The sequence below is a fragment of the Sinorhizobium mexicanum genome, from assembly GCF_013488225.1.
GTDB lineage: Bacteria > Pseudomonadota > Alphaproteobacteria > Rhizobiales > Rhizobiaceae > Sinorhizobium > Sinorhizobium mexicanum.
The window spans coordinates 1228843-1242363 of record NZ_CP041238.1; the positions used below are offsets into that span (position 1 = coordinate 1228843).

The window sequence follows — 13521 nt, forward strand, 5'->3', positions numbered from 1 at the left end:
ACTTGCCTGTGGCGGACATGACGCCTATCTTGCGGCCCACAACGGGGCGGAGGCGCTTTAGTCGCACCCGCGGGCCGCTTCGAGACGCGATCATGACGGCATAATGTTATTCAGGCGCAGAAAACCGGTTACGATTTCCGAAAGGCTTCGCGCGTTGTTGTGGCCGCGCAAGGGCCCCTCGCGCGGGCTGCGCTACGTTGCCCTGCGCATTCTGCGTCTGTCGTCGTCTCCGCACTCGATCGCGGTCGGGGTTGCGGCCGGCGCTGCATCGTCGTTTACGCCGTTCTTCGGCCTTCACATCGTCCTTGCCGTCGCCCTTGCGTCGATTTTCTCCGGCAATCTGGTTGCAGCCGCCATCACCACGGCCCTCGCCAATCCGGTCACAATTCCTGTCATCCTGACGGCATCTTACGAGATCGGCATGGCGCTGACCGGGCCGCAAGATGGCACCGCTGTCAGCGGCACTGAGATCGGCGATATGGTCGAACGCCTGGAACTCACGGAACTCTGGGGGCCGGTATTCAAGCCGATGCTCGTCGGGTCACTTCCACTCGCCATCGTCGGAGCGCTTGTCTTCTACCCGCTCGCGTACCAGGCAGCCCGCCTTTTCCAACGGCGCCGCCGGCGCGCGCGTTCCCAACAGGTCGAACAATCATCATGATCATCGGCATCGGCAGCGACCTCATCGATATTCGCCGGATAGAAAACTCGCTCGAGCGCTTCGGCGAGCGCTTCGTCAATCGGTGCTTCACGGACATCGAGATCGCAAAATCGGACGGCCGCAAGAACCGCGCAGCGTCCTATGCCAAGCGCTTCGCCGCCAAGGAGGCCTGTTCGAAAGCATTGGGCACCGGCTTGGCTCAAGGGGTTTTCTGGAAAGACATGGGCGTCGTCAACATGCCCGGCGGAAAGCCGACGATGCAACTGACCGGCGGCGCGGCCGAGCGGCTCCAGAAAATCTTACCCGCCGGCCATCGTGCCGCCATCCACCTGACGATCACGGACGACTTCCCGCTCGCACAAGCCTTCGTGATTATCGAGGCACTGCCCGTTGCCCCGGTGGAGGGAACGGTTTAGAGCATTCTGCTGAAAAGACGGAGCGGCGGTCGCTTGAAGCGCGCGGTTGCGGCAACATATAGGATCGAATTGCGTGGCGACGCGCAGCACGGAGCCTGAAGCACAAATATCGGGCATCCGACGCAGGATGAAGGAAGACAGCAGCGTGGCAGAAAAGACAGAAACGAAGCAGAGCGGTCTCTGGGAGAATGTCAAGGTCATCATCCAGGCGCTGCTTTTGGCGGTCGTCATCCGAACAGTCTTCTTCCAGCCCTTTACGATCCCCTCGGGTTCGATGATTCCCACCCTGCTTGTCGGTGATTACATTTTCGTGAACAAGTTCGCCTACGGCTATTCGAAGTACTCGCTGCCCTTCTCGCCTGATCTTTTCAGCGGGCGAATTTTCGCAAGCGAGCCGAAACGCGGCGATATCGTGGTCTTCCGCTTTCCGCCGAATCCCGACATCGACTACATCAAGCGTCTCGTCGGCCTTCCAGGTGACCGGATCCAGGTGAGAAACAGCATTCTCTACGTCAACGACAAGCCTGTGGATCGTGTTCCGGCCGGCGCATTCCGCGCCGACGACCAGTACGATACCGGTGGCGATGTGCCGGTCTATCGCGAGACGATGGACAACGGCGTGTCCTATGACACGCTCGACCAGTTTCCGGATTCGCGCGGCGACAACACGCGTGAGTTCATCGTCCCCGAAGGCCACTATTTCATGATGGGCGACAACCGCGACAATTCCGCCGACAGCCGCTTCGACGTCGGCTTCGTACCGGCGGAGAACCTGGTGGGCCGGGCCAGCCTGATCTTCTTCTCTCTCGGCAACGACACGTCGTTCCGCGAGGTCTGGAAGTGGCCGGCAAATCTGCGTTACGATCGACTGTTCAAGGTCGTCGAATGATGAAGGCCAGATCGCTGAGCGCGGAGGATCGGGCAAGACTCGAGGCCGTGATCGGTTATCAGTTCTCCGAGAAGGAACGCCTGGACCGGGCGCTGACGCATTCCAGTGCCCGCAACGCCAAGGGCAGCAACTATCAGCGTCTCGAATTCCTGGGGGACCGGGTCCTCGGTCTGTGCGTCGCCGAACTGCTGTTCCAGACCTTTCGCGACGCCAATGAGGGTGAACTCTCCGTCCGACTGAACCAACTCGTCAGCGCCGAAAGCTGCGCGAAAGTCGCCGACGATCTGTCGCTGCACGAGTTCATTCGCACCGGTTCGGACGTGAAGAAGATCACCGGCAAGCACATGATGAATGTGCGCGCCGATGTGGTAGAGTCGCTGATCGCGGCAATCTACCTCGATGGCGGTCTGGAGGCGGCGCGCCGCTTCGTGCTGCTCCACTGGACGGCGCGGGCGGCCAGTGCAGACGGAGCCCGTCGCGACGCGAAGACTGAATTGCAAGAATGGGCGCACGCCAAATTCGGTGTTGCGCCGAAATACAGGACGGATGATCGCTCCGGCCCCGATCACGACCCGCGCTTCACGGTGACGGTCGAGGTTGCGGGTCTGCAACCGGAGACGGGAACCGATCGCTCCAAGCGCGGCGCCGAACAGGTTGCAGCGACACGATTGCTGGAGCGTGAAGGGGTTTGGCAGCAGAAATCTGCCGGAATTTGACGGAAGCTATGACAAATATGGAACATGATACGGCCGCCGCCGGCGCGCCGACCCGCTCGGGTTTCGTGGCGCTGATCGGCGCCACCAATGCCGGTAAATCGACGCTCGTCAATCGCCTCGTCGGTGCGAAGGTATCAATCGTCAGTCACAAGGTGCAGACGACGCGCGCCATCGTGCGCGGCATCGCGATCCATGACAACGCGCAGATTGTCTTTATGGATACGCCCGGTATCTTCAAGCCGCGGCGCCGGCTCGACCGCGCCATGGTGACGACCGCCTGGGGCGGTGCCAAGGATGCCGATCTGATCATGCTGCTGATCGACAGCGAGCGCGGGCTGAAGGGGGACGCCGAGGCGATCCTCGAAGGCCTGAAGGAAGTCCATCAGCCGAAGATCCTGGTGCTCAACAAGATCGATCAGGTTCGCCCGGAGGATTTGCTGAAGCTTGCCGCTGCGGCGAACGAGATGGTCAAGTTCGAGCGCACCTTCATGATCTCTGCGCTTTCCGGCTCCGGTTGCGACGACGTCATGGATTATCTTGCGAAGGCGCTGCCGGAGGGACCCTGGTACTACCCGGAGGATCAAATCTCGGATCTGCCGATGCGCCAGCTTGCTGCCGAGATCACCCGCGAGAAACTGTTCCTCCGCCTGCATCAGGAGCTCCCCTATGCCTCCCACGTCGAAACGGAGAAATGGGAGGAGCGCAAGGACGGGTCCGTGCGCATCGAGCAGGTGATCTATGTCGAGCGCGAGAGCCAGAAGAAGATCGCGCTCGGCAAGGGCGGGGAGGCGATCAAGGCGATCTCGACCGCCGCGCGCAAGGAGATCTCGGAGATCCTCGAGCAACCCGTGCACCTTTTTCTGTTCGTAAAAGTGCGCGAGAACTGGGGCGACGATCCGGAGCGCTTCCGCGAAATGGGGCTCGAATTCCCACGGTGACTGCCGATTACAGCGCCGCGCGTCTGATCTGACGCGCAAAGGACGCTGTAGCGCTTTGAGTTGCTGCGCCTATTCGCGGTTGGCTTGGTGGTTTGTTGCCGCCATCCGTTTACCGAGGAGCGGGGCGATCGTCTCGGCCCGGTTGGTCCAGACGTAGCCCGCGAAATTCTTGGGCACGAGCGTCAAGTCGTCGGCACTGTCGATGCCAGAGGTAAAATCTCCGCCGTAGCGTCCGAGAAGGATGACTTCGCTTCCGACACCTCTCATGCGCTCGGCAAAACGATCGGGCCAGCCCCAAAGGAACGGCGCGTAGTTGGCAGGCACGACGACAAGTGTGTCGCGGCATGCGTCCGGTACGATGCCGGTCCAGCCGTAGGCGGCATAGCGGCCGAGGCAGGCAAGCGTGGACTGCCTGTCATAGCCGCGCAACCCAGGAACCAGCCGTAGGGTTTCCTGCGTCGGCGCACTGCCGCCATAGACGCCGAATACGGATTTCCGCCATTCGGGATGCGCGCGCAAAAGGACCGCCAGCGTCGCGCCTTCCGCCCGCCGGTCGCTCTTGAAATTGATGAGGAAACGACCGTGGGGAAGGGCGGTGAAGACTTCCGTCAGCGTCGGCATCTGACCTTGCGCGTGGCCGCGGAAGGGAAAGGTCTTGCCGCCGTCGGCCGTGTAGCCGTAGCCGATGTCGAGCGTCTTCAGCTTCGACATCGGCGTTTGTTCGGTCACGCCTGTCCCATCCGTGCGGCAGTCGAGCGTCCAGTCGTGAAACACAGCAAATTCACGGTCCGGCGTTAGGTGAACATCGAGTTCCACGACCTCGGCGCCGCTGTCCATCGCCGCCTGCATGGAGGCGATCGTGTTTTCGAGATAGGCGTGGCGTGGCGGCTCGATCCGCTGGGCCGTGCACGTATCGTTTTCAATTCCGTCCGGTTCGAACACCTGATGAACGCCGCGATGTGCAAGGATTTTTACCGTGCCAGAAGGCGGCGTTGCCAGCATGGATGTATTTAGGAACCAGAGGGCGGCAGCAATGGCAAACACCGCAACGATGAGCTTTTTCATCGTGACTTCTCCTCTGGCGCCCGCTTCACCCGGCAATGTGGCCTGAGGATGATGCGAACGCAGGCGCATGGATTGCGAACGATCTGTCACCTCCGCGCGCATTGACCGGAAATCAACCCTGTGGAACCTAAGCCATCGGTGCCGGTTTAGGCAACGCCCCTACAGCGCCGCGCGTCTTGTGAGACGCGCAAAGGACGCTGTAGCACTTTGAATTGCTGCATGTTTTCATCCTTAAATCGGCTACGATTTAAGAAAACATGCAGCAGGAGGACTCTCATGCCACAGCTCGTCGATGGAAAATGGGTCAAGGGTGACGTCGCCGCGAGCGAGATGAAGGACGGTGCCTTCCATCGTGAACCGACTCGGTTCCACAGTTGGCTCACGCCCGACGGCCGGTCCGGTCCCGATGGGCAACCGGCATTGGCGGCTGAAAAAGGGCGCTACCGGCTCTTTGTCTCCTACGTGTGCCCCTGGGCTTCACGCACGATCGCCATGCGCAACCTCAAGGGCCTTGAAACCATTGTCGGTTTGACGATCGCCGAACCCGTCCTGGGTGAAGATGGTTGGACCTATGATCAGCCTGTCAATGCGGGCGAGCGTGTCGGGGAGATAAGATATCATCATCAGCTCTACACGGCGAGCGATCCGCACTACACCGGGAAGGTCTCGGTGCCGGTGCTGTGGGACATGAAAGAAGGCCGCATCGTCAACAACGAATCGGCCGATATTGTTCGCATCCTCAATTCGGCATTCGACGATCTGACCGGTAATCGCCTGGATTTCTATCCCGCCGCCCTGCGTACGGAGATCGATCGTTGGAACGAGCCGATCTATGCCCGTGTCAACAATGGCGTCTACCGCGCCGGTTTCGCCAAGACGCAGGCAGCCTATGACGAGGCGGTCTTCGGCCTGTTCGACATGCTCGATGAACTCGAGCGGCATCTCGCTCAGAATCGATATCTTGCCGGCGCGTATCTCACGGAGGCGGATATCCGCCTTTTCGTCACCTTGATCCGCTTCGACGCCGCCTATCACGGCGTCTTCAAGTGCAATATCCGCCGGATCGAGGACTATCCGGCGCTTTCGAACTATCTGCGCGAAATCTATCAGTGGCAGGGTATCCGCGAGTCTGTGCGCATAGACCAGATCAAGCGAGGCTACTACGGCATCCGCCATGTCAATCCGAGTGGAATCGTTCCGGCCGGACCTTTGCTCGATTTCGACCGGCCGCATGATCGCAATCGCCTTCGCGGTCTCGGCGTGTTCGGAAGTTAGAGCGGATGGGATGCCGAGGGCAGTCTGCACCCCACGCTCTCCCCGATAAGATAATCCGCTTTTCTGCGAATTTACTAAGGAAGCAGATCTTTGAGGGGCCACAAAGAACCCCATTGATAAACCGTGGAACGCCGCTAAGTTAATGGAAGTTCTGATGGATAGGAGCCCGGTGGGCTAGCCTGACGAAATTCCCGGTGCGCGGCGACCCTGCGGTGCCTGCCTGCCGGAACCCGTGGGCTGTAGCCAAGTCCGTTCTCGCTTTTCAGGATGCGCCCGGCGCCGTTTCTTGAAGCACGTGCCTGCGCGCATATCCTCCGAAAGCCGATCGAACCGCCCGAGCGTCTCCTGTGCGGAAGGACGATGTGTCCGTGTAGGTCTGATGCTGAGGTAGGATATGAATTCGGCATTGTTGAACATGCTCCGCCGTCTTGTCCAAAAGGGCAAACTGACGGTGGTTTTCTCATCGGGCGAAGAGGTGGTTCTCGGGGATGGTACGGGGAAGCCCGCGACGATACGCATCACCGATGCTGAGGCTGAAAAAGCCATCGCGCGGGACCCCGGCCTCAAGTTCGGTGAAATGTATATGGACGGTCGCGTCCTCGTCGAGGAAGGCGATATTTTCGACGTGCTGTCCATTGCCAAGAGCAATGACCTCGAAAACGCCGCGAACTTCCGAAATTCGATCGTGGCGTTGCTGCATGTGCTGCGTCAGCAACTCAAGAGCCGGCTCCCCGTTAACCGCAATCGCCACAATGTCGCGCACCACTACGATCTCGACGGGAAGCTCTTCAATCTCTTCCTCGATGAGGATTGGCAATATTCCTGCGCCTATTTCCATCCGCCCGGAATTTCGCTCGATGAGGCCCAGCGCGCCAAGAAGCGGCACATCGCGGCGAAGCTCTTGCTCGAGCCCGGCCAGAAGGTGCTCGAAGTCGGTTCCGGCTGGGGCGGCATGGCGATGTATCTCGCCGAATCGTCCGGCGTCGAAGTTACCGGCATCACGCTGAGCGAGGAGCAACTGAAGGTTTCGCGTGAGCGCGCGACGCGACGCGGACTGGCCGACCGCGTGCGCTTCGAGCTGCAGGACTACCGTACGATGGAGGGGCGCCAGTTCGACCGCATCGTTTCCGTCGGTATGTTCGAGCATGTAGGCATCGGCAACTACGGTAACTTTTTCCGCAAGATGAAAGAGCTGCTGAAACCCGAAGGGGTAATGCTGCTTCACTCCATCGGCCAGATCTACAAGCCCTGGGCCACCAATCCCTGGATCGAGAAATACATCTTCCCTGGCGGCTACATCCCGGCTCTCTCTGAAGTGCTGCCGTCCGTCGAGAGCACCCGCTTGCTCGTCAAGGACATCGAAGTCCTGCCGATGCACTACGCCTGGACACTAAGGGCCTGGCGTGAGCGCTTCGTGGCGCGACGGGAGGAGGCGATCCGGCTCTACGACGAACGCTTCTTCCGGATGTGGGAGTTCTATCTCGCGGCCTCGGAAACCGCCTTTCTCTACGACAAGCACTTCGTCTTCCAGCTGCAACTTTCGCCATCGCTGGCATCGGTGCCGGTCTCGCGGGACTATATCGCTCAAAAGGAACGCGAACTGCTCGAATTCGAGAGAACCCGCCGGCGATTGGAACTGGTCGCCGTCTAAAGCCGGCAGGGGCGGCGCCCCCGCCGCCCCTTCTCCTCCAGGCTGGGAGAAGGGGGAGCAGCGCGTCTCCGGTGAACGAAGCGGCAGGCCTTCTCTGCCATCTTCTGTGGAGTTCGGCTAAGAGAGCTTCGGGCTTCACTTGGCCTTGATGGTCTGCGCCAGTATGGTCCGCTTGGAAACAGGAACGGAACGCAGAATGACCGCAAAGCCCATCGCCGCCATCATCGCAAGCGAGATCAAGGCAACCCCCGCCCAAGTTGCCGCTGCCGTCGACCTGCTCGACGCGGGAGCGACGGTGCCTTTCATCGCCCGCTATCGCAAGGAGGTCACCGGCGGCCTCGACGACACGCAGTTGCGCGTGCTCTCGGAGCGGCTCACCTATCTGCGTGAACTCGAGGCGCGCCGGAATTCCATCATCGAGTCTATCCGCGGGCAGGACAAGCTCACCGACGAGCTGGCGCGCAAGATTGCCGGTGCGGTCACCAAGGCAGAGCTCGAAGACATCTATCTGCCCTACAAACCGAAGCGGCGAACCAAAGCCGAGATTGCCCGGGAGCGGGGGCTTGGACCACTGGCGGAGGCGATCCTGGCCGATCGGTCGGTTGCGCCGTCTGACCGCGCCGGAGCGTTTTTGACGGCCGATGTAACGGACATCAAGGCGGCGCTCGACGGCGCACGCGACATTATCGCCGAAGGCATGACTGAAAATGCCGACCTTCTGGGGCGTCTGCGCAATTACATGAAGGATGCGGCCTTCCTGCGCGCCCGGGTGGTCGACGGCAAGCAGGAAGCGGGTGCGAAATTCTCTGACTATTTCGATCATTCCGAACGCTGGGCGACGGCACCCGGCCATCGGGCGCTTGCGATGCTGCGCGGCTGGAACGAGGAGATCCTCTCGGTCGATATCGTCGTCGACCAGGACGACACGTCGCCGATGAAACCGGTCGAGCGCATGATTGCCGCTGCCTACAATGTCGGCGCGCAACTGCCTGGCGACAAGTGGCTCGCGGACGTGATCGGCTGGACCTGGCGCGTCAAGCTTTCCATGTCGCTCTCGCTTGACTTGATGCGTGAGTTGCGCGAGCGGGCGGAAGAGGAAGCAATCCGAGTCTTCGCGCGCAATCTCAAGGACCTGCTGCTCGCCGCGCCCGCCGGGTCGCGCGCGACGATGGGGCTTGATCCGGGCATCCGCACCGGGGTCAAGGTCGCGGTTGTCGACGGCACCGGCAAGTTGCTCGACACGACGACGGTCTATCCTTTTCCGCCGAAGAACGACATTCGCGGCACCCAGGCGGAACTCGCGTCGCTTATCCGCAAGCACAAGGTCGAACTGATTGCCATCGGCAACGGCACCGGCAGCCGCGAGACCGAGAAGCTTGTGGCCGACATGCTCGCGCAGCTCCCGGCCCCGACACCCACAAAGGTCATCGTCTCCGAGGCAGGGGCATCGGTCTATTCCGCGTCCGAGACGGCGGCGGCCGAATTTCCTACGCTCGACGTCTCGCTTCGCGGTGCCGTCTCGATTGCCCGGCGATTGCAGGATCCGCTCGCCGAGCTCGTCAAGATCGAGCCGAAATCGATTGGCGTTGGGCAATACCAGCATGATGTCGATCAGTCGAAGCTCAGCCGCTCGCTGGACGCGGTCGTCGAAGATGCGGTGAACGCCGTCGGCGTCGATCTCAACACCGCCTCGGCATCGTTGCTGGCGCGCGTCTCGGGACTCGGCAAATCCTCTGCAGAAGCGATCGTCGCGCATCGTGACACGACAGGACCCTTTTCCAGCCGTCAGCAACTTTTGAAGGTATCACGTCTCGGTGCGCGGACCTTCGAGCAATGCGCCGGCTTTCTGCGGATACCAAACGGAGCGGAGCCCCTCGACGCGTCCTCGGTGCACCCGGAGGCCTACGGGATCGCGAAAAAGATTGTCGCCGCTTGCGGTCGCGACGTCCGGTCGCTGATGGGCGACAGTGCTGCTTTGAAGAAACTCGATCCACGTGCCTTTGTCGACGAGCGTTTCGGCCTGCCGACGGTCAAGGATATTCTTGCCGAGCTGGAAAAGCCGGGCCGCGATCCGCGCCCGAGCTTCAAGACGGCGACCTTTACCGAGGGCGTCGATGACATCAAGGATCTGAAAGTCGGGATGCAACTCGAGGGTACCGTGACGAATGTCGCTGCCTTCGGAGCATTCGTCGACATCGGCGTGCATCAGGATGGCCTCGTCCATGTGTCGCAACTGGCCGATCGCTTCGTCAAGGACCCGCATGAGGTCGTGAAGGCGGGCGATGTCGTGCAGGTGCGTGTCACCGAAGTCGATGTTGCGCGTAAGCGTATCGGTCTTACGATGCGCAAGGACGGCGGCGCGGAAAGGGGCCGTGAGGCGAGGGGACCGGCATCGAATAGTGGCGGCACCCGCAACGCAGCCGAGCGTCAGCCGCGATCGGAGGCGGCCGCTCAAGGCGCGCTTGGCGCCGCATTGATGGCGGCGATGAAACAAAAGTGATCGGCAAGGTGGAACGGCCGGTGCCAACCATCGTTTCTCCACCATCGACTGTTGGCATGGCGGCTTTTCAGGTGAACGATCTATATATTAGTTAACTGAGATCTAGCCTGCTTTCCGCCATACTCCTCTCGTGGCGACACCGGTCTCGGGTCGCGAGCAGGTGTCGACCATAGAATGCCGGCCACGGCGGAACAGGTCAGCGGAAATCCTCTTCCGCCGGGAGCTCCCGGCGAAAGGAGGTGCCTGATGGCAGGCAATGTGATCCGCGGCCTCACGAGAGCCATCATATTGGCTGCAGCAGTGACGGCACATCCTCATCCGGCGGACTCGCAGGCAATCGCGAATTGCGCCGAGCGGTCCCAGGTGATCGAATTCCTTGCGCAGAAATATGACGAGAAGCCTGCGGCGATCGGGTTGATCAACCCGCAGGCTGTCATGGAGGTCTTTGCGGCCGACAACGGCAGCTGGACCCTGATCGTCACGGACGTTTCGGGCCGAAGCTGCGTCATTCTCGCCGGAAAGAGCTGGGATCCGATGCCGCAGGTAGGTCCGAAGGCGTAAACCCGGAAAGCTGGCCCCGACAGGCCTGCGCAGCGGCGTTACGCGACGGCATGTTGTACGCCGTCACATGAAAAGCGTTACAGCGCCGCCCGTCTGATCAGACGCGCGGCGCTGTAACGCTTTGAATTCGTAGAGGTTTTTAATCCTTAAATCGGCTACGCTTAAGGAAACATGCAGTAGCTTCTATTTCCGGAAGTTACCCTAGCGCATCGGCCCGAAAATCGGAATCGATTTTCGGAAAGCACGATGCGTAGATTCAAAGACTTACAGCGTCCTTTGTGCGTCCTGAAGGACGCACGGCGCTGTAGCGATCAATCCGGCCTGCCAATGCTGGCATAGCCGAAACCGTGCCGTGCCACTTCGTCCTTGCGGTAGATGTTGCGCAGGTCGACGAGCAGCGGCGTCTTCATCACGGTCTTGAGCCGTGCAAAATCGAGCGCGCGGAATTCATTCCACTCTGTAACGATGACCAGTGCGTCGGCATCCGCTGCCGCATCGTAGGGATCGGTTGCATAATCCATGCCGTCGATGACCTTGCGGGCATTCTCGACCCCCTCGGGATCGTAGCCGACGACCTTGGCGCCGGCATCCTGCAGGGTCTGCACGATCGCGATCGCCGGGCTGTCGCGCATGTCGTCCGTATTCGGCTTGAAAGTGAGGCCGAGGACGGCGACCTTGCGCCCGCGCAAATCACCACCTGCGGCAGCGATCACCTTGCGGCCCATCGCACGCTTGCGGTTGTCGTTGATCGCCACGGTCGTCTCGACCAGACGAACCGGACTGTCGTGATCCTGCGCGGTCTTGACGAGTGCCAGCGTATCCTTCGGGAAGCAGGAGCCGCCATAACCCGGCCCGGCATGCAGGAACTTCGAGCCGATGCGGCCGTCGAGGCCAATGCCGCGCGCGACATCCTGGACATCGGCGCCGACCTTTTCGCAGAGATCGGCCATTTCGTTGATGAAGGTGATCTTCATCGCCAGGAAGGCGTTGCCGGCATACTTGATCAGTTCGGAGGTGCGGCGCGTCGTAAAGACGAGCGGCGCCTGGTTGAGGTAGAGCGGGCGATAGACCTCGGTCATCACGTCGCGTGCCCGCTGGTCATTGCCGTTGAGGCCGAGGACAATGCGATCCGGCCGCTTGAAATCCTCGATCGCTGCACCCTCGCGCAGAAACTCCGGATTGGAGACCACGGCGACATCGGCTTCGGGATTGGTTTCGCGGATGATGCGCTCGACCTCGTCACCCGTTCCGACAGGAACCGTCGACTTCGTCACGACAACCGTAAAGCCGGTGAGGTTGGTCGCGATCTCTCGAGCGGCGGCATAGACATAGGAAAGATCGGCATGCCCGTCGCCGCGCCGCGACGGCGTGCCGACGGCGATGAAGATCACATCGCTTTCTGCGACGGAGGACTTGAGGTCGGTCGTAAAGCTCAGGCGTCCCGACGCGACATTGCTGGCGACAAGATGGTCGAGGCCCGGTTCGAAGATCGGGATCTGCCCCTGCTTGAGCGCCTCGATCTTGCCCTCATCCTTGTCAAGGCAGATCACGTCGTGGCCAAAATCCGCAAAACAGACGCCCGAAACAAGGCCGACATAGCCGGCGCCGATCATCGTGATTTTCATCGGTTCTTCCTTTGTTTGGTGGTTTTTTCTTGGGGATGTCGGTTAGATAAGTGCGTGTATCAAAGGCGAAATAGACCTATTTGCGACCATTTTAAGCCCGATCTGAGGTTTTGCGGCAACCTTGTGGGCAATACGGGTCACGCGATCTGGCCGGTCTTACGATAATATTGCTCGTACCATTCCGCAAAGCGCGCGACACCCTCCTCGACCGAAATCGAGGGCTTGAAATCGGTCAGCGCTTCGAGCAGATCCGGCGAAGCGTAGGTGCGCGGAACGTCCCCCTGTTGCATCGGAAGCATGTTGCGGATGGCGGGCCGCCCGACTGCCTTTTCGATCGTTTCGACGAAGGTCATCAATTCGACAGGCTGGCCGCCGCCGATATTGACGACGCGAAACGGCGCCTGATGGGAGAGCGTGTCCTTCGCCTTTGCCGCTGGGACGCGATTTTCTTCCGCCGGCGCAACATGCGAAAGCCTGAGGATGCCTTCGACGAGATCATCGATATAGGTGAAGTCCCGGCTCATCCGGCCTTCGCCATAGACGTCGATCGGCCGATCATTGTGAATCGCATCCACGAACTTGAACAGTGCCATGTCGGGACGTCCCCACGGACCGTAGACCGTGAAGAAGCGGAACGCTGTCGTCGGCACCTTGTAGAGGTGGGCGTAGCTATGCGCCATCAACTCCATCGATTTCTTCGTTGCCGCGTAGAGCGTCAGCGGCTCGTCCGCGCGGTCCATCTCGGAGAAAGGGATTTTCTCGTTGGCGCCATAGATCGAGGACGTCGAGGCGAGCATCAGATGTTTGGGGCCAAGCGCGCGCGCAAGTTCCAGTACGTTCCAGGTGCCGACGAGGTTCGAGTCGACATAGGCCTTGGGATTTTCGAGGCTGTAGCGAACGCCCGCCTGCGCTGCGAGATGAATGATCACCTCGGGCTCGGCAAGCTCAGCAGCCTGGTTGAGCGCGGCCCTATCCTCGAGCATCGCCGTCACCGCCTTGAAGCCATTGGAGCGCTTCAGGATCGCGTGGCGACGCTCCTTGAGGGTTACGTCGTAATAGGGCGTCATGCCATCGAAGCCGACCACGAAATGACCCTCGTCGATCAGCCGTTTGGCGACGTGAAAGCCGATGAAGCCTGCTGTGCCGGTAATGAGGTAGCGCACGACGGTATCCCCAAATTGCATAGTCGGACAGTTCATACGAAGAAAGCGGAGCGATGGAAAG

Annotated in this window: 12 protein-coding genes; 9 read left to right on the forward strand and 3 right to left on the reverse strand. The window is 60.7% G+C overall.

The features are described 5' to 3' along the window. Positions 1–103 precede the first annotated feature (103 nt). From FKV68_RS05745 to era, 5 genes are all read left to right on the forward strand, one after another. Positions 104–661: a DUF2062 domain-containing protein gene (locus FKV68_RS05745; protein ID WP_180940557.1), complete on the forward strand. Its 558-nt coding sequence runs from the start codon at positions 104–106 to the stop codon at positions 659–661. Further along, complete coding sequence (gene acpS, locus FKV68_RS05750; RefSeq protein ID WP_180940558.1) at positions 658–1077, forward strand: holo-ACP synthase; 420 nt, start codon at positions 658–660, stop codon at positions 1075–1077. The genes FKV68_RS05745 and acpS overlap by 4 nt, the downstream gene beginning before the upstream one ends. 145 nt (positions 1078–1222) lie before the next feature. Then, on the forward strand, positions 1223–1966 hold the full coding sequence (gene lepB / locus FKV68_RS05755; RefSeq protein ID WP_180940559.1) for a signal peptidase I: 744 nt from the start codon (positions 1223–1225) through the stop codon (positions 1964–1966). Next, on the forward strand, positions 1966–2682 hold the full coding sequence (gene rnc / locus FKV68_RS05760) for a ribonuclease III (RefSeq protein WP_180941418.1): 717 nt from the start codon (positions 1966–1968) through the stop codon (positions 2680–2682). The genes lepB and rnc overlap by 1 nt, the downstream gene beginning before the upstream one ends. An 8-nt stretch (positions 2683–2690) precedes the next feature. After that, positions 2691–3620, forward strand: coding sequence for a GTPase Era (gene era, locus FKV68_RS05765; RefSeq protein ID WP_180940560.1), 930 nt, complete (start codon positions 2691–2693; stop codon positions 3618–3620). Positions 3621–3689: 69 nt separating this feature from the next. On the opposite strand, the gene FKV68_RS05770 is transcribed toward era, so the two are convergent. Beyond that, positions 3690–4685 (reverse strand): glycerophosphodiester phosphodiesterase family protein, encoded by a 996-nt coding sequence (locus FKV68_RS05770; protein WP_180940561.1) that lies wholly within the window; start codon positions 4683–4685, stop codon positions 3690–3692. Positions 4686–4961: 276 nt separating this feature from the next. Between FKV68_RS05770 and FKV68_RS05775 the strand changes: the two genes are divergently transcribed. From FKV68_RS05775 to FKV68_RS05790, 4 genes are all read left to right on the forward strand, one after another. Next, positions 4962–5960 carry a glutathione S-transferase family protein gene (locus FKV68_RS05775; RefSeq protein ID WP_180940562.1) on the forward strand — a complete coding sequence of 333 codons (999 nt, stop codon included), beginning with the start codon at positions 4962–4964 and terminating at the stop codon, positions 5958–5960. 394 nt (positions 5961–6354) lie between these two features. Then, positions 6355–7611 (forward strand): cyclopropane fatty acid synthase, encoded by a 1257-nt coding sequence (locus FKV68_RS05780; protein ID WP_180940563.1) that lies wholly within the window; start codon positions 6355–6357, stop codon positions 7609–7611. A 196-nt stretch (positions 7612–7807) separates the two neighbouring features. After that, positions 7808–10111 (forward strand): Tex family protein, encoded by a 2304-nt coding sequence (locus FKV68_RS05785; RefSeq protein WP_180940564.1) that lies wholly within the window; start codon positions 7808–7810, stop codon positions 10109–10111. Between the two features lie 246 nt (positions 10112–10357). Continuing rightward, positions 10358–10672 carry a hypothetical protein gene (locus tag FKV68_RS05790; RefSeq protein WP_180940565.1) on the forward strand — a complete coding sequence of 105 codons (315 nt, stop codon included), beginning with the start codon at positions 10358–10360 and terminating at the stop codon, positions 10670–10672. A 311-nt stretch (positions 10673–10983) separates the two neighbouring features. On the opposite strand, the gene rkpK is transcribed toward FKV68_RS05790, so the two are convergent. Both rkpK and FKV68_RS05800 read right to left on the reverse strand, forming a co-directional pair. Next, positions 10984–12297, reverse strand: coding sequence for a UDP-glucose 6-dehydrogenase (gene rkpK / locus FKV68_RS05795; RefSeq protein WP_180940566.1), 1314 nt, complete (start codon positions 12295–12297; stop codon positions 10984–10986). Positions 12298–12434: 137 nt separating this feature from the next. Further along, on the reverse strand, positions 12435–13460 hold the full coding sequence (locus FKV68_RS05800; protein ID WP_180940567.1) for an NAD-dependent epimerase: 1026 nt from the start codon (positions 13458–13460) through the stop codon (positions 12435–12437). Between the last annotated feature and the right edge of the window lie 61 nt (positions 13461–13521).